Consider the following 24720-nt stretch of genomic DNA (forward strand, 5'->3'; position numbering starts at 1 on the left):
GGCGTCGGGGTTACAGATTTTCCGGTTTGAAGCGGCTGCGCCGCGAGATATCCGGCCCCGACACCATGAATTTGCCCTCGCCGCGATAGTGCACGGTCTGCGGAATCCTGGGCACGGCGGCGACGTGAGCTTTCACTACTTCCCAGATGAACAGCCCGTGCTTACCCACCTGGCTGCCGTCGTAAAGCCGGCACTCGAAATTGGAATGGCATTCCGCCAGCAACGGCGCCTCCACCCTGCTGCCGCGTTGCGCGGTGAGCCCGAATTCCGCGAACTTGTCGGTATCGGCGCCGCTGCAGTTGCCTATGCCCACCACGGTGTCCAACAGATCCAGCGCGGGCAGATTGATCACGCACTGTTTGCTACGCCGGATCATTTCAAAACTGTGATTGGCTTCCCAGATGTAACAAGCCAGCAACGATGGCTCGAATCCCATCACCATGTGCCAGCCCAGGGTCATGATGTTGCGTTCTTCCTTCCATGCCGAACTGACCAGGACGATGGGGCCTGGTTCCAGGAAGCGACGCACCTGGTCCGTCGGGAAATTTCTTTTGCGGAATTTATTCATGCGCTTGGCACGGCCAGAAAAGAGACCCACGGCACACTAACGGCGCACGCGTGAAAATAACGGCATGGAAACGATAGTGCTTCCATCAGTTCGCTGGATTATCGATTTCCTGTTTATGAGAGACGATGCACAGTTGTGCATTCGTGTCTTTCATCGCGAATCTCAAGATGACTTATGGGCGCAGGCTGTCGATCGAGCGTATTGAAATACCTGTAATCACAGTTGTCCAAAAAAACGAAAGCTACCGATAGTCACCTCTCTGCCATAACACGGTTGTCGCCGTATCTCCGTTGCCACTGCGCCATTTGCACGAACGGAATTCTCGATTCGATACTTCAAACTGAGACGCATGCAACACGCGCGCAATAGTAGTGCTTGACTATGCGTGTTGTATCGAGCTAGTTTCCCGCTTGATTGCTCGTCCGCCTGCTTAGGCGCGACCGCCATCCGCTTGCCGGATAGGGATGCAATTCACGGGGATAGATAAATGTTTCAGGGAGCGTTTCTGCCAGGGAGGTGGGGTACTAGTGTCGCGATATTCCTCTGCGGTCATTACCGATGCGGTTCCGGGATGCGCCTGTCGCCACGACAGGCTGGCTCGTCCGGTTGGTTCTTTCGCCTTTCGCTTTTCAATGCGCACCGCGGGCCCCGGCCGCGTGCGTTCTCGCTTTTCGCTTGCCTGTCGTTCCCATCTTCATGCCGGCTGCGGAGCAGCACTGCCGCGCCGGCCGATCCTTCCAATCCCATCTGTTGGTGAAGCGTGAAACATAAGACTTTGGCCGGCCGCTGCTGGTACGTGTTGATCTTCTTGGTTATTGCGTTGTCCGGGTGCGCCACGCGTCCCGCGCCGGATTTCGGCGGCCGCTGGAAAACGGTGAACCATTACGCGGCATCGGCCGAGGCAATTCCCCTTTACCAGACTTACGTGTTCCATGCCTCGCCCATGGACGGCACGCTCAAGAACATGCTCACGCGCTGGGCGAGCGACTCGAAGATGACCTTGTCGTACCTGCATCCTTCGGATTTCACGCTGTACGGACCGGTAGCGCAGATCCAGACCAACGACCTGCAAACGGCGGTTTCGCAACTGACCGCCGCCTATGCCGGACAACAGGTATCGGTCACTGCCAGCGACAACCAGATCGTCGTCCGCGTGGCCCAGGCCAGCGAGGACGCGCCGGCAGCCACACCCTGAGCATGGCCGGAATTTTTTCGGGTCGGTGTTCCCATAACGGCTTCAAGGAATCAGATTGATGTTCGGGAAGAAAGTTTCATCGCCGCAGATCGACAGCGCGGTTTCCAAATCGGTCAATTTCGAGATCACTCTGGCCGACATGGCCCGGCGCAGCGAGCGCCGCGCCTGGCTGGTGGCGTCGGGCGCCATCGCGCTGTCGCTGATCCTGGCGGCGGGCTATTTCTACATGCTGCCGCTCAAGGAAAAGGTGCCTTACCTGATCATGGCCGACGCCTACACCGGCACCAGCTCGGTAGCGCGTCTTACCCAGGACGCCGACCACCGCAGCATCACCACCAAGGAAGCGGTCAACCGCAGCAACGTGGCCCACTTCCTGCTCGCGCGTGAGTCCTACGACGTCGCATTGATGAACCTGCGCGACCGCACCACCGTGTACACCATGTCCTCGCCGGATGTGGCGGCGGCCTATACCGGCCTGCATAACCCGAAAAGTCCCACCAGTCCGTTCAACGTCTACGGCAAGAACAAGGCGATCCGGGTCAAGATCCTCAGCATTTCGCTCATAGGCGGGTCGGCCAAGACATGGCCTAAGGGCGCGACCGTCCGCTTCCAGCGCAGCCTCTACGACAAGCCGACCGGCACGTCCAAGCCGCTGGACAGCAACATCGCCACCATGGAGTTCACCTACAAATCGAACCTGAAGATGGAAGAAAAATATCGCATCGAGAATCCGCTCGGGTTCCAGGTCACCAATTACCGCGTCGACAGGGATTACGACGACAGCGGCTTCACCGCCACTCCGCCGGACGAAATGGAAGTGCAGCCGCTTCCGCAGACGCCCAATCCGGCGATGCCCGCTGCGCAACCCGTCGTCCCAGGCGCAATCCCCGGCGATGCGGCCAATCCTGCGATCCAGCAAGGCTACCCGGCGCCCGCTACGCCGCCGGCTGCCGCTCCTTCCTCCAACAATGCCAATGGGGCCATCAACCAATGAATCGCTTGAGCAAGCATTGTCTGGCAGTGATCCTGCACGCTGCGATCATCGGCGTCGCGCTGCCGGCCAGCGCGCAGGTCGTGCAGCAGTATGAATACGAACCGGATCGGATCTATGAGGTGCGTACCGGCCTGGGCATCACCACCCAGATCGAGCTTAGCCCCAACGAGAAGATCCTGGACTTCAGCACGGGCTTCAGCGCGGGCTGGGACCTGACCCGGCGCGAGAACGTGTTCTATCTCAAGCCGAAGAACGTGGACGTGGACACCAACATGGTGATCCGCACCGCCACGCATTCCTATATCTTCGAACTGAAGGTCGTGGCAACCGACTGGACCGCGCTCAGCCAGGCCAAGCAGGCGGGCGTGCAGTACAAGATAACCTTCGCCTATCCCAACGATATCGAGTTCGTTTCCGAAGCCGACGAAAAAAGCGTGCCGCAGCTCAGCACCAAGCTGGACAAGGACAGGCGCTACAACTTCAACTACGACTATTCGACGCGCACCAAGCAGGCTTGGCTGATCCCCACCAACGTCTACGACGACGGCCAGTTCACCTACGTCAAGATGAGCGACCTCAAGGCCTTTCCTACCGGCAACTTCCCCGCGGTCTTCGGCCGCGAGCGCGAGGGCAGCGAAGATTTCGTGGTCAACACCACGGTAGAGAACAACACGCTGATCGTGCACGGCACCTATCCCTTCTTGGTCATCCGGCACGGCAAGAATGTCGTCGGCCTGCGTAGGAACAAAGCACAATGAACCAGACTCCGCCGTCCAATCCTTCCGGCCGCCCTTACGACGACGGCGACCCCGATCCGCAACCCAATCGCGGTCCGGATGCGCCCGCGCAAAGCGGCAATCCCTATTACGCCAACCAGCAGAGCGCTGCGGCGCCTGATCTCGACGCGAACGCCCCGCAGCTGAGGTCCAACGACCTGCAGAAGCTCAATCGCAAGGCGTTGCTGTTCCTGGCGGGTATCGTGCTGCTGTTGATCGTCGCCGCGGTATGGATGTTCAAGAGCGCTACCTCCAGCAAGGACGAAGTCGCCAAGCCACGCGAAGAGAAAGTGGTGATTCCCGAATTACCCGGCAACACGGAGCCGCAGGCAGCCGAGCCGGTCGCGCCGATCGAAATGCAGCAGTACGCCGCCGAACCGACGATGCCGCCGTTGCCGCCCGAGCCGGCGCAGCCCAACGCTTATCCCTCGGATGGATACGGGGCGGCACCGCAGCCGCGCGAACCCAGTTTGATGGAACGCAGGATGATGAACGGCGCTGGTGCCGGTGGTGGCGAAGGATCGGGTGGCGATCCGCAGGCGGCGAAGAAGGAAGCCTATATGCAAGCCATGATGGCCGGTATGCCGGGCCAAGCGCCGGCGCAACCGCCGCCGCAGGACGAAGTCGCTTCCGCGCAATACATCTACAGGCCCGATGCCCTGCTGGTTCGTGGTACCTACATCCGCTGCGTGCTCGAGACCCGCATCGTCACCGATATCCCGGGCTTCACTTCGTGCGTCGTCACCGAACCCGTCTACTCCATCAACGGCCGCAGCCTGCTGCTGCCGAAGGGCTCCAAGATCTCCGGAAAATACAATAATTCCGGCGCCACGGGACCGCGGGTCGCGGTGATCTGGGACCGCATCACCACCCCCAACGGCATCGACGTCAACATGGCCAGCCCCGGCGTGGACAATCTTGGCGGCGCCGGCCATCCGGGCGACTACAACGCGCATTGGGGCAGCCGCATCGCCTCGGCGCTGCTGATCAGCCTGATCAGCGACGCCTTCAGCTACGCGGCCGCCGAGAACGGTCCCCGCACCACCACCATCTCCAATGGCAACGTGCTCGAGACTCCTTTCGAAAGCAGCACCGCGCGGACCATGGAGCGTCTGGCCAACCAGGCGCTGGACAAGAGCATCAACCGTCCTCCCACGGTCACCATCAACCAAGGGACCGTGGTCAATGTCTATGTTTCCAAGGACGTGGACTTCACCGGGGTACTGGCCCGCAACTGACGCGGGCCACATGCCATGGACATCGATAACTCACCGGTAGCGCGGGTCTCCAGCGAATTTCTGGACTACCAATACGAAGTATTGGGAATCCTGGAGTACATGAGCTCTCCGGACGTCACCGAGATCTGCATCAACAAGCCGGGCGAAATCTATCTGGAAACTCGGCAGGGCTGGCAGCGCATCGAGGTGCCCGGTCTGAATTTCGAACGCGCACGGCAGTTCTGCACCGCCGTGGTCAACGAAAGCAATACCGGCCAGCGCATCACCGACACCGATCCGGTCGTATCGCTGACCTTTCCCACCGGTCAGCGCGCCCAGTTCGTGATTCCGCCCGCCTGCGACGCCGGCAAGGTTTCCATCACCATCCGCCTGCCGTCCAAGCACACCAAGTCGCTGCAGCAGTATCAGGAAGACGGATTCTTCGACCAGATCCTCGAGCAGGGCCACACGCTGGGCGAGCACGACCGGGAGCTGCTGGAGCTGAAGTATTCACGCAACTACGCCGAGTTCTTCAAGAAAGCGGTCCTGTACAAGAAGAACATAGTGGTTTCCGGCGCCACCGGCAGCGGCAAGACCACTTTCATGAAATCGCTGGTCAACCACATCCCCGGCGACGAGCGCCTGGTCACCATCGAGGATGCGCGCGAACTGTTCATCACCCAGCCCAATGCGGTGCACCTGCTTTATTCCAAAGGCGGACAGAGCACCAGCAACGTCACCGCCAAGAGTTGCATGGAAGCCTGCCTGCGCATGAAGCCGGATCGCATCATCCTGGCCGAGCTGCGCGGCGACGAATCCTTCTATTTCATCCGCAACTGCGCCTCTGGCCACCCGGGTTCCATCACCAGCTGCCACGCCGGCAGCACCACCCAGACCTGGGACCAGCTGGCGTTGATGGTGAAAGCTTCTGCGGAAGGAGCGGGATTGGAGTTCGCCATCATCAAGCGTCTGCTCATGATGACCATCGACATCCTGGTGCATATCAAGGCTCACGCGGGCCAACGCAACATCACGGGCATCGATTTCAACCCGGAGAGAACGTTCGCGGAGTGAGATTGAAAACGTGTCCGCCGTCTCTAAAATCGGCCTAATCGGTTACCTATGTTGGCATTTTTTTTTAAGAACAGAAAATGCTACCAATAGCGGACGTTGGGGTAATGAGAGCATGTGGATATGTAATGTTTTTCCTACAGAATTTTGCGATGGTTTGTGAGTTGACAACACTAGGGTGCTCATGAAATATGGGTGCAGGGATATCGGTGATGAGCGCGAAGAGCTGTGGAATTCCACATGCTTTGTCGGATGATCGTCGAACAGCGTTAAGCGTGTAACGGAGGAGTACGCGGTGTTACCTGGCATGGAGCTAATGAGTTGCCCAGAACTGGCGGTTCCGCCGGAGGTCATGCATCACGTCGTGCGCGTGGAATCGTCGCACAACCCGTATGCCATCGGCGTGGTAGGCGGGCACTTGGTGCGCCAGCCGAAGAACCTGCCCGAGGCGCTCGCCACGGTACGCATGCTGGAAAGCCGCGGCTTCAATTTCTCGCTGGGCGTCGCCCAGGTGAATCGCTACAACCTCGGCAAGTACGGCCTCAACTCCTACGAGAAGGCTTTCGAGGTCTGCCCCAACCTGCAAGCCGGCTCGCGCATTCTGGCCGAGTGCTACAGCCGTTCGGGCGGGGACTGGGGAAAATCGTTCAGCTGCTACTACTCCGGCAACTTCGTTACCGGCTATCGCCACGGTTATGTGCAGAAGATCTACGCCTCGATGCGCCAGACCGCGCCGGGGTCGGCCAGCGCGTCGCAGAGCCAGGCAATTCCCGTGGTCAGCAAGCCGTCGCGGCGCACTGTCGGAGTGACCCGCTATCCCGTTTACGCCGCGCCGCCCGCACAGGTTCCCACGATGGCTGCGGCGCCAATCGCACGCCAGGCTCAGCCACAACCCATCGCTCCACCGGATGCCTCGCAGGCCGCATTGATGCGCATATCGGCTGCTACACCGCAGGAGCAGCCCGTAGTTCTGCAAAGCATGCAGGCAGGCGCCCAGCCGGCCCAAGCGTCTGCCGCAGCGGACAGCCCTGCCGTTTCCCAGGCGACTGCGGCGGAATTGCCCGCGGTCGATGCGGCATTCGTTTTTTAGCGTTTTTTGAATGGCGGAAATCATGGATACCCCCACCGCTTGTTTTCGTTTAGCAAATCAACCCAAGGAGATGACACGCATGAAACCAGTATTCTCGAAGGCCTCCAGCGATCAGGCCAAGAACTTCCTCTCGCCGCTGCTCATGGCGGTGGTGTTCGTCGGCATTCTGGCGATGCCGGGCATGGCGATGGCGCAGGAAGCTACCGACAGGGTCGAGGAGTTCTTCGGAAACCTCAATTCGCTGCTCAACATCGCTTCGATCGCTGTGGTCACCATCGCTGTGATTTTCGCGGGCTATCAGATCGCTTTCGCCCACAAGCGGATTTCCGATGTGGCACCCGTTCTGATCGGCGGGTTCCTGATCGGCGCCGCGGCACAGATCGCAAGAATGCTGCTGGGCGACAATACGCTTGAAGAGAATGGAGCGCCGGCCGGCATGCTGATCAACTCCCTCTTGATGCTCTATGCATAAGAATGTGCTGTTCAGAGGTTGCACGCGCCCGGCCATGTTCATGGGCGTGCCCTACATGCCGTTCTTCCTCGCGGCCGGGACGTGCATCCTGCTGACCTTCTACATCAACATGTTCTGTCTGCTGTTGTTGCCGCCGGTCATCTTCGTCATGCGACAGATGGCCAGGCGGGACGAGATGATCTTCCGCATGATCGGCCTGCGGCTGCAGTTCAAGTTCAAGGCCAGGAACCTGAAGCATCACTCGGGAATGTGGGTGTTCTCGCCCAACAGCTACCGTGCCAAGCCTGCGAAGGATCGCTAGGCCTGGCCGCCTGCGTTTTCCCGTCGATCCAAATCCGTTGAAACTCAAGATCCGCCAAAACAAGATCCGCTAAAACAAGACCCGCTAAAACATGTTCACTCCCGACACCTCCATCAGCGAATTCATCCCGCTATCCACCCACGTGTCGCCTTCGGTGATCAAGACCACTGGCGGCGACTATCTGCTGGTGTGGCATCTGGGCGGGTTGCCTTTCGTCGGACGGGACGAGTGGGAAATAGAACACCGGCACAACACCTTCAACCGCATGCTGCAGACGCTGCGCGCGCCGGACTTCGCCAACCTGGCGTTCTGGGTGCACGACGTGCGCCGCAAGCGGCGCATCAACGACCGCAGCAAGTTCGGCCAGGCCTTCAACCAGGACATGTCGGATGCTTACTTCGAGTCGTTGTCCTCGCAGAAGATCATGCAGAACGAGCTGTACCTGACCATGATCTACCGGCCGGTGGTGACGGGTAAGCGGCTGGTGGAAAAATCCACCAACATCGCCCAGCTGCAGTCCGAGCAGGATCAGGCCATCGCCAAGATCCAGGAATTGGCGGGCAACCTGGAAGCGGTGTTGAAGGATTATTCGCCGTACCGGCTGGGCATGTACGAAGCCAGCAACGGGGTGGTGTTCTCCGAGGCGCTGGAATTCTTCGGCTACCTGCTGAACCGCATCGACGAGCCGGTGCCGGTGCTCAGTGCACCGGTGAACGGCTATTTGCCGGTCAGCCGGCACATGTTCTCGGACAAGACCGGCGACTTCATCATCAACACGCCCAACGGCGTCAATCATTTCGGCGCCATCCTCAATATCAAGGAATACACCGACGGTACCTACCCCGGCATTCTCAATGGGCTGAAGTACCTGGACTTCGATTACGTGATAACCCACTCGTTCAGTCCGATCGGCCGCCAGGATGCGCTGAAGGTGCTGGACCGCACCAAGGGCATGATGATTTCCTCGGGCGACAAGGCGGTCAGCCAGATCGTGGAGCTGGACCATGCCATGGACCAGCTGGCTTCTGGCAACTTCGTGCTGGGCGAATACCATTTCACTCTGGCGCTGTACGCCGATTCCCAGGAAAAGCTCTCGCAGAACACCGCAACCGCGCGCGCGGAGCTTTCCAATGCCGGGTTTGTCTCCACCAAGGAGGACCTGGCGATAGCGTCCTCGTTCTATTCGCAGATCCCGGGCAACTGGAAGAACCGCACCCGCCTGGCTAATGTCAGCTCGCTCAATTTCCTGGGCCTGTCGCCGCTGCACAACTTCGCTTCCGGGAAAAAGGAAAACAATCCCTGGGGCGAGTGCGTCACCACTTTGCAGACCACCAACGGGCAGCCTTATTACTTCAATTTCCACGCCACTCACCCGGCTGAGAATTCGCTGGGCGAGAAGGCAATCGCCAACACCATGGTCATCGGCAAGTCCGGTACCGGCAAGACCGCGCTGATCAACTTCCTGCTCAGCCAGGTCCAGAAGCTGGACCCGTCGCCGACCATTTTCTTCTTCGACAAGGACCGCGGCGCGGAGATCTTCGTGCGCGCCTGCGGCGGCAACTACCTGGCGCTGGAGAACGGCCGGCCTACCGGTTTCAATCCGTTCCAGTGCGAACGCAATGATGCCAACACTCAGTTCCTGGCCGATCTGATGAAGGTGCTGGCCGGAAAGACCGGCTACACCTCACGCGAAGAGGAAGACATCTTCCGCGCGGTCGAGAACATGCTCGACACCCCCATGCATCTGCGCAACATGACCAATTTCCAGAAAAGCCTGCCCAACATGGGCGACGACGGCTTGTTCGCGCGCATGCGCAAGTGGACCGCGGGAAATTCGCACGGCTGGGTCTTCGACAATCCGGTGGACACCATCGACCTGCAGAAAGCCAACATCATCGGCTTCGACTACACCGACATCATCGACAACCCCGAAGTGCGCGTGCCAGTCATCAACTACCTGCTGCACCGCCTGGAGGCGCTGATCGACGGCCGCCGCCTGATCTACGTGATGGACGAATTCTGGAAGATCCTCGACGGCAAGGGCGGGCTCAAGGAGTTCGCCAAGAACAAGCAGAAGACCATCCGTAAGCAGAACGGCCTGGGCATCTTCGCCACGCAGAGTCCGGAAGACGCGCTGGCCAGCGACATCGCCGCAGCGTTGATCGAGCAGACCGCAACCATGATCCTGCTGCCCAATCCGAATGCCAGCCGCGACGACTACATCAATGGCCTGAAGCTGACCGAGGCCGAATACCAGGTAGTAGTCAGCCTGGACGAACGTTCGCGCTGCTTCCTGGTCAAGCAGGGCCATGCGTCCAGCGTCTGCCAGCTTAATCTACGGGGTATGGACGATGCGCTGGCGGTGATATCGGCGTCTACCGACAACATCGAGATCATGCATGAAGTATTGGAGGAGCAGGCGCGGAACCAGGGCGTTCTATCCAACGAACTACGCCCCGAGCAATGGCTTAACGAGTTCTATGCGCAGCGCAAGGGTTCGGGAAAAGGTGGCGGCAAATCGTCCGGCGCGCGCTCCGGCATGGCCAGGGCGTGAGAACAGGCGATCTCATCGTCCGCGATGAGGTCGTCGAGCGAAGTTGTACGGCTCGGTCCAGGCCGAGGTGTTGTCAGTGCGGTACCAGCCCATAACGGAGGTGAGGAATGAACGTGAAGAATGCAGCGATTTCAAAGAAGCCAAAATCCAGGTACGTCAATTTCACCGCCGGGCTGGTGCTTGGCTGCGGACTGGCGGTCGTCGGGGTCGGTAGAGCCGGGATGCCAGTGGTGGATATCCCGCATACGTTCCTGACGCAATTCGGCTGGCTAGCCGACTACGGTGAACAGGTGGACCAACTCGCGAAGTTGAAGGAGCAGTACGACAAGCTTCAGGAGCAGTACCAAGCGCAGCTGGAGCAGATGAAACAGCTCCAGATCGGCGCCACCGGCGGCTACAACGGCAAGCCTGGCAAGAAGGCCGAATTGCCGCCCAAGCGCGACCGTTATGCCGGCGAGGACGCCGCCTGCCCTGAAGTGAAGAAGGCGCCGGTCCCCGGCCAACGCGCCGTATGCAAGAACATAGTCCGCTTCCAGAACGATCAGTACAACCAGCTGGTCGATGTGCTTGAGCTGGAGGAAAAGCGCACCCAGGAGTTGGAGGCGATCTACGCCGAGCGTGCGGGCATCAGAAAGGACGAGCCCGGCCGTTTGCAGGACAACACCAACAAGCTCAACGCCCTGCAGGCCCGCTCGCAGTTGGATATGCAGGCCGCCAAGACCACGCTGGATGCCTATCAGAGCGTAGTGGTTTCTCTAGAGCAGGAGCAGGCTAGGAGCACGCAGATGGCCCTGGAAGGTCGCAAGAACGGCAATCTGGTGGCGGGCCTGGTGCGTGGCGCAAGCTTGGGCCTGGCGCTGGAGGGCGCTCGCGCACGTGATCGCTAAAGCATCCGCTTTTATGCAAGAACGGGCAGCCCGCATCGCATTGCGGGCTGTCTGGTGTTCAGGCAATAACGAAATGTGAGATGAAAAGTCGGTTGGACTGAGTATTGTGGGAACCGCAGGCAGGGATCTGCTTGTGTGTACGGAATCTATAGGGGCAGGACAGTGGGCACGATGCAAGATCTGTTGGCAGGGGTGCAGAAAGCGCAGGGTCTGGGTGAAGAAGCCAGCAACATGGTCTTCTTCCAACAGATCAACAGTTTCTTGCGCGATGAAATCGGCGAGTTCATGGGCAACCTGCTGGAACGAACGGCAGGCATCCTGGGCTTCGCCGCCCTCTCTCTTTTAACCATCTGGGTGCTGATCCAGGGTTACCGCATCGTGACCGGGCAGTCGCGCGACTCGATGATGGCGCTGGTCACCAATTCCCTGCGCGCCTCGCTGATCGTGGGTATCGCCATCGGGGCCGCGGCGGGTTCGACTTCGATCTATAACACGTTGACCGAAGGGCTGAGTTCAGTGATCACCCAGACCGTCACCGGTGAGGACGACGATCCTTACGACAGTATCGACAGAAGCCTGGCGCTGATGCAGATCGCGCTGACCAGCATCGATTCGCTGGATGTGGGCGGGGACGAAATCCTCAATGACAAGAAAGACCGGGCCATGTGGTTCACCGGCATCGGCGCGGGTGGCCCGGCGGTAACCGCCGGCACCATGCTGTTGCTGAACAAGATCGCCATGGCGCTGTTCGTGGGCCTGGGGCCGTTGTTCATACTTTGCCTGTTGTTCGAGCAGACCAAGCAGTTGTTCGGCAAGTGGCTCTACTACGGCATCGGCACGATGTTCTCGCTGGCGGTACTGAGCGTGATGGTGACGCTGGCCATGGATATGGTGATCGCGGTCGCTGGTTCGTTCTGGGCCGGCGATCTGGTGGGCGACCTGATGGGCGATGCGGGCACCGAAGGCATCACCAGCCGGGCGATGCAGCAGGGCGGCCTGGGGTTGATCCTGACCATGCTGATCATCAGTGCACCGCCGATGGCTGCTGCATTCTTCCAGGGGACATTGGGGCATTTCACACCTGGGTCGGTATTCGGTATGGGTGGCTCTGCAGGTGGAATGCGTGACGTATCGGGTAGACAGCCTGGCCAACCGGGCTACTTGCCACCTTCCCCTGCTTCGAACCAACAGACAACCGTGAATACTAGTGCGCCGAATCAGGTAGTCGGTCCAAGGAACACTGAATCAGTGTCAGGAGTAGTAGCTGGGCAAAGGGGTCAGGCAAATGTTCCTAGGACTGGACCCATCGAAGGAGCATAGTCAGCACAGGTTGTGATTGAGAATTCATTATGCTCGCGTCATCCGGCGCGCCCGAGGTTCTGTATGAAGCACAAGATTTTGGCGGCTGTATCGCTGCTGCTTATTGCCGATAGCGCGTTTGCTCAGTATGTAATCGGAGATACAAAATACACTTGCCCAGTAGGCGCAGCTTGGAATGACCCAAGATGTATAAGAGAACCTGCTGAGCAAGGGGCGAATGGTAGTCAGGGTCAGGTCAATTCAAGTTCTCCGAAACCACTAGGCAAGTGGGAAACTACATGGGGCGCAATTGCAGTCGATCCGGTAGTTGGAGACATGGGAACATCAGTGGGTAAGAGAACCGAGCGTGAAGCCAAGCGTGAAGCGGCCAGGCTTTGTGCAAAGCACGGCGCAACCCGCTGTGAGGTCACGTCGTACCACAACCAATGCGGAGTGGTGGCTTGGCCTTCCGTGGTAGGAGCTAGAGTGACCACGCAGAGTGGGCCGACGATTGAGGTCGCCAGTCAACTAGCTCTTTCGGAATGCAATTCACATACCGGTGCTAATTGTAGAATTGTCTATTCGGATTGCACTAGGCCTGAGTTCAAAAGGTTCTAGAGGCCGGATTCTGAGGCGACATTGAAGGTATTCGTGCTATTAATTTTTGGCCTAAGAGTTGCAAAGAGAGCCGCTATTGCGGATTGTCATGCTTAAGGCGAAAGTAAGGACCGTGCGATAAATTTGGCGTATCGAAATCAGCGCGCAATTGTTGTATCAGGCGATAATTCCAGTGGTGCAGTACGCGCAGAATGTTGAAACTGCAACCAAGATTGCAATTGGCCGATGCGCTAATGACGGTGATGGCAATTGCCAAGTGTTCTATTCGGCTTGCCGCGTGCCAATTCGTATCTAGTAGTTTTATGTGGCGTATGCACTGCTACGAAAACCGTAGTGCAACAAGGGACGCTAAAAGCTAATATTAGTTGGAGTCAGGGAGAGGTGACGTGCGATGAGGACATGGATTGTTTTGGCTTTCTGCTTAATGGGCTTTAGTAACGTTCTATTGGCGCAAGTATGTCCATACGGAGCATATCCAGGACGTCTTGATGAACCGCAGACTTGTAGGCCGCCGCCTGATGATGTGAGCGACCAAGAATCCGGCCCTCCCACCCGGCGAGATAATTCTTATTGGGCGAGCAACTATGTCGCTGTGGCGTGGCATCCCAATGCTTCCGATGTCTGGGCGATATGGAATGCTCAATCCGAAGAGCAGGCGAAAGAGGGGGCGTTGAGGCTCTGTGCAGCGGCGATGAGCAAGGGCTGCACTATTGCAAATGCTGCTAGCAATTCATCGATTGCGATCGCGCGCGCATCCGACGGAACATTATGGTCCGGTTGGGGAGAGACGCCGAGAAAGGCAAAAAATGAGGTTCTCGCATCCTGCAAAAAACAAGGCGTCCGATGCCTTCATGAAAGGACGTTCACTGGAAAACCTTATCGGGATGCGGCGGGTACCATGCCCACTGCCACGCTGGAATACTATGCTCCTCCTTTCGAGGCGTTCCTCCGCAATCGGTAAGGCGCATTGGTCCGGATTGGAGCAGCGGAAGCGTGCTGGAATGCGGATATCAACTATGGAGTCGGAATGACAATGAAACACGGAAGAAAGCTACTCCTAATGCTGATGGTGCTGCTGATCGGCGCCTGTAACGCGAAGACGCCAGAGAACGTCTCCGGGGAAACAGCGAATCCCCCCGCCAAGCCGACCGATAAGGAAGTCCCAGCCATGAACAACGAATCCCAGAAAGCAACCGAAGTCCAGCCGCCGTCGCCCAGCAGCGTGCTGTATTTCATCTATCAGAAAGACGGCGACGGCGCCTTGTCGTATGAAGTAGAAAACGGCAGCTGGACGACGTACTGGTACGGCTATCGGTTCGAATTGGACGGCAAGCAGTACTACACCGGGTTTGCCTACGACACGCCGTTCAAGTTCAGCAAGGCCGAACAAGAAAGCGATCCGGCGCCGGATGCAAAAGCGACCATCACTCAATCCACATTCGTGCTGACGGCGCCGGGGACCGAAAGCCCTTGGACTTTTCAGGGCTCGGATCGGGCTGTCGGCGAGTTCGGCGCATATGAGAAAGGCAATGAGATCGACAAGACGCGTGAGCCGCAGAGCTATCGCACGCCGGGCGGAAACCTGGTGTTAGCCATTCCGACCTGGTATCTGGCGGGCGGCACGCGGGTAAGTTCCTTCGATCTGTTGGTCTTCAACCCGCACGAGCTGAAGGTCGACGAGCAACGCTGGGTTTACCTGGGAAATATCGTGGCCGGAGAAGACAATAGCGCGGCCTGCGATGAAGAAGACGGCGGAAAGATCGCCTGTGTCAAAAGCTCCGGGACGCTGAGCTTTGTGCCGAAGGAAGGCAGCGACCTGCCGCTGCTGCGGGTCGCACGGAGCGGAACGGAAGTCGTTTCTCCCGGGAAAACCCGTGTGCTAGGTCCGGCCGACGCCACCGATTACAATTACGACCCGGTTAAAAAGCAGTACCAGTAACAGAATCACAGCATCTGTTGACCGAGAACACAGGACTCAAGGACGAGTCCGGTTGACGAACCACGGCACATCCTGCCGTAACTCAACCTGGAAGGAGATCCAATCATGGAACGTGATTACAGCCGAGCGGAAGTTCTCGATATCATCGAGAGGGAAGCAAGGGAACGGAATATCCCGCGCGACGATTTCATGCGTTTCGCCTACATAGAGACCGGGGGCACGTTCAACGAACAGGCTTCGCGGGGCGAGCGTGGGGCCAAGGGCCTGTTTCAATTCGTGCCGGATACGGCTCAGGCTTACGGCATACGCGGCCAAGAGCTCGACGCAGTAGCCAATACCGACGCAGCAGCGCGGCTTTACTTGGACAATCGGCAGATCCTGGTCAATCGCCACGAGCGCGATGGCCGGCCTTATCTGTCGGGCAAAGCCGAGCCCGATGGGCTGGATATGTATATGGCTCACCAACAGGGTGGGGCGGGCTACCGCTCGATCCAGACGGCCATTGCCACGGGTCAGTTCAGCCGCGAGGACACGCGCAGCAACATACTGAATAACGTCAGCTCACGCGATTTCGAGGCGGTGACGGGCAAGAAGTACGCCGATTTCCGGACCATGTCGGATCGCGACATGGCGACGACTTTCACGCAATACTGGGATACGAAGTTCGATCGGGTACGCATTCCGGAAAAAGGGATCGAGCCGACGACCGACGCGCGCCAGACCACTCCGGTGCAGACCACACCCGTTCAGAGCCAGACCGCACCAGCGACGGGAATCGCGCTGACCGCCGCCCATGATCTGAGTGTGAAATACGATCATGTGAAATACGCCATGAGTGGAAAATACCCGGGCGTCGACGGCAAGCATCCAGACCAGGGCTATGTGGATTGCTCAGGCTGGGTGACGGCCATGCAGAATGCGACGATGGCCGAGATAAATGCGAAGGCCGGTCGTGTGGTGTTCGACAAGGGCGAATTGTTCAAACCCGGCACCGACGGCGCAGCAATGATCGTCGATAAAGCCCAATCCCGCTCCGGAGTGATGATCGAAGGCAAGGCGGTCACCCGCGACGTGCTGAAGGAAGGCATGATCATCGGCGAGGACAATGGCCCGACCAAGTGGGACGGCGGCCGCTACAAGGGCATCGACCACATCACCATGGTAGTGAAAGACCCCAAGAGCGGCGAGTTGATGATCAGCCAGTCGCGCGGCGGCGAAGGCGTGGAACTGAGCTCGCTGGACAGGTACTTGGAGCGCAAGCAGGCCAACGGCGTGAAGCTGTACGCCACGGACCCGCTGGCCGAGGCGCGCACGTTGCTGCAGGACAAGCAGCATGCCCGCACTCAGACCGAAGCGCAGACGCCTCAGACACAGCGCGCTGCACTGCCCGAAGGCGCGTTGAAGCACGGCGAGAAGAACGAGGAAATCCGCAAGCTGCAAGACACCTTGAACGCCTACGGCTATCGCGACAAGGAAGGCCGTGCGCTGAAGGAAGACGGCAGTTTCGGCGACCGTACCAAGGAAGCCCTGCAGGCCTACCAGCAGGCTCACGGCTTGAAGGCCGATGGCATAGTCGGTCCCCAAACCTTGGATGCGTTGAAGAAATCCAAGGAAGCGCCGCTGCTCTCGGATACTCGCCATCCCGACAATGCGCTGTTCCAGCAGACGGTCAAGAGCATGGAACAACTCGGCCCGCAGGCCTTCAAGAGCCGGCAGGACCTTGAGAATGCGGCGGCGGCCGGCGTGTTCGAAGCCAAGGCCAGCGGCCTGACCCGGATCGACCATGTGCTGCCCAACACCAACGGCACCGGTGTGTTCCTGGTGCAGGGCGAACCCGGCGACCCGGCCAACCGCCGCGTCTATATGGACAAGGGACAGGCCGTCGCCGAGCCGATCGAAAAGAGCACCGCGCAAGTGCAGCAGGAAACGCAGAACCAACCGCAGGCGCAGCAGGAGCGCGAGCAGCGACGCACGCAAAGCATCTGATCGATCCGCCTGACCATAGGAAGCCCCGCGACTGCGGGGCTTCTTCTTTAAGGAATCGGTTGGAGTTTGCCTCTCCCGAAAGCTGTAAAAGACCCGTGCCTTATCCGTAGTCTTTCGGAGTTCCCCTTCCGTTCGCCCGAAGCCGCGCGTCCGATTTCGGACCCGCTACCTCGTGGGCAACGTTCCTGGCGGCACATACACCAGCCCTCGACGCGGCCGCAGCAACGAGAACGCTAGCAACGACGACCGATTGTGTATAACCAACCTTGCGGGCTGGATGCAAATGTGAGTTGAACGTGATCAAAAAATGACCTAGATTGAAATCGACCATTGGCAGGATGCCCTTATGAAAAGATGTTCTGGAGTACTTCGTGCTTTATCTAGCTCCGTGTCGCTTTCTCTTGAACTGACGGGGCGTCGATTAGTGAGATCTACGCGCGGTCGGGGCTCAGCGCTTCTTGCTGGTGCGATTATGTTCGCCCCCCAAGGTTTGGCAGCGGCAGAATACGAATTCTCGTATGGACCTAGTGGCGTGAATCTGGAGGGAAACGGATGGCCCGGCCGTCATTCATTTCTAGATGTGTACTGCGTTGATTTTCCCGACCCAGGATCTGTTACCCGTCTAGACGAAGGCCTGCTAAACGGGAACGCAATTTCCTATTTTCGAGCCACCTACAAGGGCCCGATACTAGCTTTCATCGTCACTTCTACCGTGCCGAAAGGGCGGTCGGAAGCCCAGGATTTTACGGCGCTGCTGGACAACGAATACCGCGCAGCACGTACCGTTAACGCGGATCCTCCGGGCAATAGATATAGGATGGAAACAGGGAAGTCCGCTTGGGGTCCAGTGATACGCCTGCAGCTTACCGATATCGCGGAGAACACTCCTGCCGGACCTTTCCCTTTGTCCAGAGCCTTCTACTCTGGTGAGGGCGAAGGGCAACGTCTGCACTCGGTGCATAGAATCTTCGTAAAAGGATCGAATCGGTTTGAGATTGCGGTGATCGGGGCTTTGGAAGCGTCGGACACCACAGAGGCGAAAATCGCATTGGAAGGTCGGCTGGGAAAGCTCGCGGATAAGCTGGTTGCCTCCCTACAGCGGTGCAAGGCCGACAACAGTGCCGCTTCTCAATAATGCGGGATGAAGTAGGTTCGTTTTGGGATACGGGTGCAGGACGCAAAGATGAGAATATTTTCCAGTGAACAGCGGCTTGCATCGATCGTTCTGCTGCTTTGCTTGTTATCAACAGGATGCCAATCGGCCATGTCTTCACCTTCAAACATGACACCTCCGCCTGGGCACGGACCGTTCACAGGAACGGCGGCCGATTGGCCGTTGTGGTTCATCGCGCACAACTTTGATGTTTCGACGTACAGCACTTACGGTTGCAAAGTCCGCTATGGAAGCTATCGTGTTGATGAGGCCGACAACATACTTCAGAGTTCGTCGGATGCCATAGGTGTCAATTATCCTGACAACATGAGTGCCGGTTACGGACCAATACGTAACTTTCCGTCTCCGGCTACCGTCACTTGGCGTTCCAAGGACGGTGCTTCACACCAAGCTGAAATAGACATTGGCGAGATATTTAAAGACAAGATGATTCGTCACAATGTGGCGCGTGAGGATATTTCAGAAGCCAGCTACGTTCCCACCCCAGGAATCATCCTTGAAGTCAATGATCGAACCATCAATGTCTACATGCGAGCGATGATTTTCTTGAGGAAACCAAGGTTTCCTGATAGGCCCCACAGCGATTATCGGGATGATTTAATCAAAGTATTTAGCCGCACCTACTGAGCAAGGAGCGCTGGAAATGGGTACGCTCGACAATAATCCTGATGGAGTGGATGCTCCACTTGCGAATGAAAGTGATCTCGACAGCTATCGGCAGGCCGAAGAAGCAATCGGAAAAATGCAAGTTCCGATGTTGCTGAATGCTGCCAATCCACACGAACGGATGTATGTTGCTGCCTTGGATGGTACCGGCAATAGCATGTCCAAGGATTCGCCGGAAAACTGGAGCGTAGTGGCAAAGACCTATGAGCAAGTTCGTGCTCTGAAGGATCAAGGTGTCCGTAACATCGCTGGGGGCTACGTTGAAGGTACCTTTACCCAAGACAATCCAGTAACGCGCAACATCGATGGGCTTACTGGGTTTACCTTTGAGCGGCGTGTGGAAACGGCTTACCTGCAGTTCTGCGAGCAGGCAAAAAAGTGGATAGATGAAGACCCCCAGGCGCAAATCCGTGTGGCGGGTGTCGGATTCAGCCGCGGTGCGGAGGAGGTAGCGGCGCTTACTCGCATGATTGAGGAGCGTGGAATCCAGGATCCGCGAGGTGCCAGAGTTGTCCGGGATGGCGAGGATCTGGTCACGCAGGTCAAGTACACCAATCCTCCGTTGGTCGCGCCGGGCAAGACAATGCAGGCCGTGCTGCTCTATGACCCGGTGGCGACTGGTGTGAAAGAGCACGACCGCCGCTTACCGCCTTCGGTGGTATCGGTGCTGCAGATTACCGCAGAGGACGAGGCCCGGGATCCGTTCAAGTCCACCAATCATATTCCGCCGGGCTGGAGCGATGGCATGAGCTCGCTCAACTTGACCGTTGCTGGGTGCCATAGCGATATCGGCGATACCTATCGGCTCAATGGTCTGGGTATCCGCAGTTTCAACCTGGGCGTGGACTATTTGAATGCGTTGAGCGATCGTCCTTTCCTGCAGAAGCGTGCGGTGCCGGATGATCCTGCCATGAGCGTGATTCATCGGTCGGAGCAACATATGAGTGGGCTATACACCACTTTCGGTTACCGCGACGGCGTTCGCGACCGCCACAACGATCTAGGTCCTTCCGTACTTTGTCAGCGTGGGGAGGTGCGCGATTGCACCCTGCGCCAACCGATCGATCCTGAATTGGAGAAGCAACTGGAGCGTCGCGCCGTGCCAGTAGCGCCGACGCCAACGCTTCCGCAGCACACAGAGTCCTGGGCTCCCTTAGACCAGCCGCCGTCGCGGCAGGCGGCTCATACTCAATCGAAGGCCAGCGCGCTGGACGCCAGCATCGACCAACTCTACGCAGCAACGAAGAGTATTGATGGCGCAGCCTGGCTTAAGGAATCGCAAGCTGTCACCAGCCGATTCCTTGGCTCCGCTGAAGGCCAATCCTGGCAGCAGGAAGTGAAGGCCTATGAACAGGCGCGGCAGGACGAAGCGCAAGTGCTGTTGGCACAGCAGACGCCAGAGGCGCCTTCACAGAAGCCGCATTCCATGCGGATGTGAAGTTCTGAATAGACATCAAGGAGCAGACGAATGGATTCGAACCTCGAAGAGGTCAAGAAACTGCTGGTAAAACTGGCGGCCATTGCCAATCAGATAGACGCAAGAAGCGTAGAGGCGGTGCGACGAATCGAAGGTAGTGCTGCTGCGCTGGATCAGGGCAGACAACGGTTCAATGCCAGCGCAGAGCAGTTTGTGGGTCAGGCGGTGCGATCAATCGGCGAGCAAGCGCACGATGTCATCGTGCAGGGTACCGGTCAGGCGGTGCGTCAGTTCAACGCGCAACTTCAGCAAAGCGCCGCCAGTGCAAAATCGTCGGCGGAGACGATGCGGGAACAGCACAATCTTTTGGCGCGAGCCCAGAGCATGCTCGTCTGGAAGGGTCTGATTGCGCTGATCATAGGTTCGCTGCTTGCAGCTGGGGGCAGTAGTTACCTCGTCTGGAAGAACATGCGGGAGCTCAAGCGAGCGGAATTTGGCGCCGATATCCTGCATGCAACGCAATCAGGCAGTCTGACCCGATGCGGAAAAGACAACGCGCTCTGCGCGAAAGTGGGCAAGAGTCCCAAAAGGGCCGGAATGCAAGGCGAATACCTGCTGCTCGAAGACTAGACACGCGTTTAGTGTCGGCGGCACCGAGGCTGTAATAGGGCGAACAGCTATGACCATCATCGAAAGCCGTTTACCAGGCGCATCGAAACCGAAAATAGAGGATCTTTAAAGCAAGGGGACGAATTCGAGCCTTATCCTGGGATAGTCTTTCCACTTCGGCGGTTCAAAGACATCCGTATGCTTACGCGCGACACTTCTGCCTTCCTGCAGCTTGCGCATCAAAGCGCACCCGATTTCGGCCCCCCCACCGCGAGGGCGGCATTCCTGGTGGCGCCGGACGGATTCGCGCGGGCGGACCAGTCGGCACGCGACAATCTGTATATGGCGCAGGCCGCGGCCTTCGATGCGGGCGCGGCGCAAGCGCAGCATCGTGAGCTGCAGCGCGCGTTGGCGTCGGAGTTGCCGGTGGTGTGCTTCAGTGGCGATCCGGCCACGCCCGACGCCTTGTTTCCCAACAATGTTTTCGCCACCGCGCCGGGTCGGCTGGTAGTGGGGCGCATGCGCCACGAAATACGCCAGCGCGAAGCCGCGCGCCGCGATATCCGCGGGTTCTTCACCGATCTGCTGGGCTACCAGGAAACCGACCTGTCGATGCAGCCGCACCCTTGTGAACTCACCGGCGCGCTGGTCATCGACCGCGCACGGGGCCTCGGCTTCTGCGGATTGTCCGAACGCTGCGACGAAGAGGGCGCCGCGCTGATGCATCAGGCCTTCGGTTTGCGCGCCACCTTGATGTTCGACCTGGCACCCGGCGAATACCACGCCAACGTGGTGCTGGCGGTGCTGGCCGGCCGCGCCGCCCTGATCTGCGCGGACGGATTCGCCGATGCCGCCGTGCCCGGGGCCATCGCCGGACTGTATGCGCCCCATGGCATTGCCCTGTCGCCGGCCGAACATGCCGCTTTCGCCGGCAACGCCATCGCGCTGTCCGAACGCTCGGTCTGGATGAGCGCAGGAGCGGAAGCCTCCCTGACTTCGACCACCCGCAACCGCCTGCGGGAGGCCGGTTTTGCCTCGCGCAGCGTGCCGCTGGGGGCTATCGAGGCCGGCGGCGGCTCGCTTCGCTGCTGTGTTGCCGAGATTTTCTAATGAGCCAGCAACCTGAACGCGCCGGATCGGGCTGTGGATAAATTCAGATCGAATTCACCGCCCGGCGCCAGAATCCATTTCCTAATCAACCACTAGGCCGCGTCGGCTCCCGTTCATTCAGGGAAGCCGAAAACCGTTACGATTCCGTTATGAGATTCATGTCCCGCTTTCTGCTGTCCACCTGCGCACTGCTCGCCCTGTCCGGCGCAGCGGTAGGCGCGTGGGCGCAATCGGGGCAGGAAGAGCAGCCGCGTCCCGAGCCGCCGCGCCAGAGCATGCCACGCGAGAGCATGATGCCGCAGCGTAATCCCGCTTCGTTGTCCGACTCGGTGCGCCGCGCGCAACGCGAGACCGGCGGCCAGATACTGGGCGCTGAGCGGGTGCAGTACGACGGCCGTGAGATCAACCGGGTCAAGGTCATGGACGATCGCGGCCGCGTCCGCTTCATGGACGACGACCCGCAGCGCAGAGGCGGCCGCGACCGTGGCCCCCAGCGCGAGGATGCGCCGCCGCGTGCACGCGGCGACAACCCCCGCCGACCGTAAGATGTTCCCTACCCGGGGGCCTGCTGGCCGCCAGTTCTAGTAGTCACAGGAGTGTCCATGCGTATTTTGCTGGTCGAAGATGAAGCCCCTCTCCGCGAAACCCTGGCCGCGCGCCTCAAACGCGAAGGCTTTGCCGTGGATGCGGCGCAAGATGGCGAGGAAGGCCTGTACATGGGCCGCGAAGTGCCGTTCGACGTGGGCATCATCGATCTGGGCCTGCCCAAGATGTCGGGCATGGAGCTGATCAAGGCGCTGCGCGACGAAGGCAAGAAATTCCCCGTGCTGATCCTGACCGCGCGTTCCAGCTGGCAGGACAAGGTGGAAGGCCTGAAGCAGGGCGCCGACGATTACCTGGTCAAGCCCTTCCATGTGGAAGAGCTGCTGGCCCGCGTCAACGCGCTGCTGCGCCGCGCGGCCGGCTGGAGCAAGCCGACCCTGGAATGCGGCCCGGTCGCGCTGGATCTGGCCGCGCAGACGGTCAGCGTCAACGGCGGCAACATCGACCTGACCAGCTACGAATACAAGGTGCTGGAATACCTGATGATGCATGCGGGCGAGTTGGTGTCCAAGGCCGACCTGACCGAGCACATCTACCAGCAGGATTTCGACCGCGATTCCAACGTGCTTGAGGTCTTCATCGGCCGCTTGCGCAAGAAGCTGGATCCGGAAGGCGAGCTGAAGCCGATCGAGACCGTACGCGGCCGCGGCTACCGCTTCGCCATCCCGCGCAACCACGAGGGCTGATGCCCCCGCACGCGGCGGACGTTGGTGCGGCACAAGGCGGGCGCGATCCTTTTCAGGGATGGCGCCCGCGTTCTTTGCGCGCCCGGCAATTGCTGGCCGCCAGCGTGGGCTTGCTGGCTTTCCTGTTCCTGGCCGGCTACGCGCTGGACCGCGCCTTCGTCAGCACCGCCGAACTCAACCTGCGCAATCGCCTGAAGGGCTATGCGATTTCCTACGCCAACAAGCTGGAATTCGGCCGCGACGGTACCCTGATACCGCCCGAACTGCCGGTCGATCCGCGTTTTGCCCAACCCGGTAGCGGCCTTTACGCCGAGGTGGTGTTGCCCAACGAGCACTGGGGTTCCGATTCCACCCTGGGGCCCACCTTGCCGGCGGCCAACATGCTCAAGCCGCTGCAGGAAACCTTCGAAGGTCCGGTGCCGATGCGCCAGATCGACGGCAAGGAAGGTGGCGTATACCGCTTCGGGCTGGGCACCATCTATGCCAACCGTGCGCCGGAAGGCGAGTTCCCGTATTCGATCTACGTGTCGGAGGATTCGCGCGTGCTGGGTGCGCAGCTGCGTACCTTCCGCGGCGCCTTGTGGGTGTATCTGGGCGCGGCTGGCGCGTTCCTGCTGCTGCTGCAGGTAGCGGTGCTCAACTGGAGCCTGCGGCCCTTGCAGCGGGTGATCAACGAACTGACCAAGGTGCAGCGCGGACAGGCCAGCCGCATGACCGAGCGCCACCCGCGCGAGCTGGAGCCGCTGACAGAAAGCATCAACGCCTTCATCGAAAGCGAGCGCGAAAACCTGGACCGCCAGCGCAATACGCTGGCCGACCTTGCCCACAGCCTGAAGACGCCGCTGGCGGTGCTGCGTTCGCAGCTGGACGAGGGCATCCACGCCATTGCGCTGCGCGAAGAACTGGATACGCAGTTGAAGCGCATGAACAATCTGGTGTCCTATCAGTTGGCGCGCGCGGCTTCCAGCGGCCATGCCCTGTTCGCAGCGCCCGTGCCCATCGAATCCAACGCCGAGGAAATCGTGCGCGGCCTGGAAAAGGTCTACGCCGCCAAGGGCGTCATCTGCGAATTCGATATCCACCCGGATGCGCGCTTCCACGGCGAGCCGGGCGATCTGCAGGAACTGATGGGCAACCTGCTGGAGAACGCGTTCAAGTGGGCGCGCTCGCGCGTGCTGCTGACCGCCACGCCCACCAAGACCGTGGGCAACCGCCGTGCCGGTCTGCTACTGGCGGTGGACGACGATGGCCCCGGAATCGCCGACGAAGACGTCGCGCATATTCTGCAGCGCGGCGTGCGCGGCGACGAGCGCGTGCAAGGGCACGGCATCGGCCTGGCGATCGTGCAGGATCTGGTGCGCGGTTATCGCGGCGAGCTGCAGGTGACGCGTTCGCAGGAGCTGGGCGGGGCGCGCTTCGAGGTCATCCTGCCGCAAGGGCTGTAGGAGCGGCGTAAGCCGCGACCGTGAATCCCGACTTCCCTGTGTA

The 24720-nt window shown here is 59.4% G+C and carries 21 protein-coding genes and 1 pseudogene; 21 read left to right on the forward strand and 1 reads right to left on the reverse strand.

From position 1 onward, the window contains the following. Positions 1 to 10: 10 nt before the first annotated feature. On the reverse strand, positions 11 to 568 hold the full coding sequence (locus BLR66_RS11615; protein WP_093286287.1) for a flavin reductase family protein: 558 nt from the start codon (positions 566 to 568) through the stop codon (positions 11 to 13). Between the two features lie 796 nt (positions 569 to 1364). Between BLR66_RS11615 and BLR66_RS11620 the strand changes: the two genes are divergently transcribed. The 21 genes and pseudogenes from BLR66_RS11620 to BLR66_RS11725 all read left to right on the forward strand — a co-directional run bounded on the left by BLR66_RS11620 (position 1365) and on the right by BLR66_RS11725 (position 24677). Then, entirely contained in the window at positions 1365 to 1763 is a 399-nt protein-coding gene (locus BLR66_RS11620) for a TcpQ domain-containing protein (RefSeq protein WP_093287821.1), read from the forward strand. 58 nt (positions 1764 to 1821) lie between these two features. After that, complete coding sequence (locus BLR66_RS11625; protein WP_093286290.1) at positions 1822 to 2757, forward strand: VirB8 family type IV secretion system protein; 936 nt, start codon at positions 1822 to 1824, stop codon at positions 2755 to 2757. Continuing rightward, the gene (locus BLR66_RS11630) at positions 2754 to 3515 is read left to right on the forward strand and encodes a TrbG/VirB9 family P-type conjugative transfer protein (RefSeq protein WP_093286293.1); all 762 of its coding nucleotides are present in this window, start codon (positions 2754 to 2756) and stop codon (positions 3513 to 3515) included. The genes BLR66_RS11625 and BLR66_RS11630 overlap by 4 nt, the downstream gene beginning before the upstream one ends. Then, on the forward strand, positions 3512 to 4771 hold the full coding sequence (locus BLR66_RS11635) for a TrbI/VirB10 family protein (RefSeq protein WP_093286296.1): 1260 nt from the start codon (positions 3512 to 3514) through the stop codon (positions 4769 to 4771). Before BLR66_RS11630 ends, BLR66_RS11635 begins: the two co-directional genes overlap by 4 nt. A gap of 15 nt (positions 4772 to 4786) precedes the next feature. Beyond that, positions 4787 to 5824 carry a P-type DNA transfer ATPase VirB11 gene (virB11, locus tag BLR66_RS11640; protein WP_093286299.1) on the forward strand — a complete coding sequence of 346 codons (1038 nt, stop codon included), beginning with the start codon at positions 4787 to 4789 and terminating at the stop codon, positions 5822 to 5824. A gap of 304 nt (positions 5825 to 6128) precedes the next feature. Beyond that, positions 6129 to 6548 (forward strand): annotated as a pseudogene (locus tag BLR66_RS19415) (lytic transglycosylase domain-containing protein); the annotation flags it as partial. A gap of 505 nt (positions 6549 to 7053) precedes the next feature. Then, positions 7054 to 7383 carry a TrbC/VirB2 family protein gene (locus tag BLR66_RS11650; RefSeq protein ID WP_255402587.1) on the forward strand — a complete coding sequence of 110 codons (330 nt, stop codon included), beginning with the start codon at positions 7054 to 7056 and terminating at the stop codon, positions 7381 to 7383. Continuing rightward, complete coding sequence (locus BLR66_RS11655) at positions 7376 to 7684, forward strand: VirB3 family type IV secretion system protein (RefSeq protein ID WP_093286312.1); 309 nt, start codon at positions 7376 to 7378, stop codon at positions 7682 to 7684. The genes BLR66_RS11650 and BLR66_RS11655 overlap by 8 nt, the downstream gene beginning before the upstream one ends. A 91-nt stretch (positions 7685 to 7775) precedes the next feature. Continuing rightward, positions 7776 to 10238, forward strand: coding sequence for a VirB4 family type IV secretion/conjugal transfer ATPase (locus tag BLR66_RS11660; RefSeq protein WP_093286316.1), 2463 nt, complete (start codon positions 7776 to 7778; stop codon positions 10236 to 10238). 107 nt (positions 10239 to 10345) lie between these two features. Further along, positions 10346 to 11125 carry a hypothetical protein gene (locus BLR66_RS11665; RefSeq protein ID WP_093286320.1) on the forward strand — a complete coding sequence of 260 codons (780 nt, stop codon included), beginning with the start codon at positions 10346 to 10348 and terminating at the stop codon, positions 11123 to 11125. Between the two features lie 171 nt (positions 11126 to 11296). Then, on the forward strand, positions 11297 to 12445 hold the full coding sequence (locus tag BLR66_RS11670; protein WP_093286325.1) for a TrbL/VirB6 family protein: 1149 nt from the start codon (positions 11297 to 11299) through the stop codon (positions 12443 to 12445). A gap of 1657 nt (positions 12446 to 14102) precedes the next feature. After that, positions 14103 to 14981 (forward strand): hypothetical protein, encoded by an 879-nt coding sequence (locus BLR66_RS11685; protein ID WP_093286340.1) that lies wholly within the window; start codon positions 14103 to 14105, stop codon positions 14979 to 14981. Positions 14982 to 15086: 105 nt separating this feature from the next. Continuing rightward, positions 15087 to 16967, forward strand: coding sequence for a peptidoglycan-binding protein (locus BLR66_RS11690; RefSeq protein WP_093286343.1), 1881 nt, complete (start codon positions 15087 to 15089; stop codon positions 16965 to 16967). A gap of 472 nt (positions 16968 to 17439) precedes the next feature. Next, positions 17440 to 18102, forward strand: coding sequence for a hypothetical protein (locus tag BLR66_RS18945; RefSeq protein WP_143014632.1), 663 nt, complete (start codon positions 17440 to 17442; stop codon positions 18100 to 18102). 48 nt (positions 18103 to 18150) lie between these two features. Further along, positions 18151 to 18768 (forward strand): hypothetical protein, encoded by a 618-nt coding sequence (locus tag BLR66_RS18950; protein WP_143014633.1) that lies wholly within the window; start codon positions 18151 to 18153, stop codon positions 18766 to 18768. A gap of 16 nt (positions 18769 to 18784) precedes the next feature. Continuing rightward, the gene (locus BLR66_RS11700; protein ID WP_093286350.1) at positions 18785 to 20245 is read left to right on the forward strand and encodes a phospholipase effector Tle1 domain-containing protein; all 1461 of its coding nucleotides are present in this window, start codon (positions 18785 to 18787) and stop codon (positions 20243 to 20245) included. A gap of 30 nt (positions 20246 to 20275) precedes the next feature. Further along, on the forward strand, positions 20276 to 20854 hold the full coding sequence (locus BLR66_RS11705) for a hypothetical protein (protein ID WP_093286355.1): 579 nt from the start codon (positions 20276 to 20278) through the stop codon (positions 20852 to 20854). A gap of 177 nt (positions 20855 to 21031) precedes the next feature. Then, positions 21032 to 21943 (forward strand): arginine deiminase-related protein, encoded by a 912-nt coding sequence (locus BLR66_RS11710; protein WP_093286358.1) that lies wholly within the window; start codon positions 21032 to 21034, stop codon positions 21941 to 21943. Between the two features lie 149 nt (positions 21944 to 22092). Beyond that, positions 22093 to 22488: a PepSY domain-containing protein gene (locus tag BLR66_RS19420; protein ID WP_255402487.1), complete on the forward strand. Its 396-nt coding sequence runs from the start codon at positions 22093 to 22095 to the stop codon at positions 22486 to 22488. A 57-nt stretch (positions 22489 to 22545) separates the two neighbouring features. Beyond that, entirely contained in the window at positions 22546 to 23232 is a 687-nt protein-coding gene (locus tag BLR66_RS11720) for a response regulator transcription factor (RefSeq protein ID WP_093286361.1), read from the forward strand. Next, positions 23232 to 24677 (forward strand): ATP-binding protein, encoded by a 1446-nt coding sequence (locus tag BLR66_RS11725; protein WP_093286364.1) that lies wholly within the window; start codon positions 23232 to 23234, stop codon positions 24675 to 24677. The genes BLR66_RS11720 and BLR66_RS11725 overlap by 1 nt, the downstream gene beginning before the upstream one ends. Positions 24678 to 24720 lie beyond the last annotated feature (43 nt).

It is taken from the genome of Pseudoxanthomonas sp. CF125 (assembly GCF_900104085.1).
Classification (GTDB): domain Bacteria; phylum Pseudomonadota; class Gammaproteobacteria; order Xanthomonadales; family Xanthomonadaceae; genus Pseudoxanthomonas_A.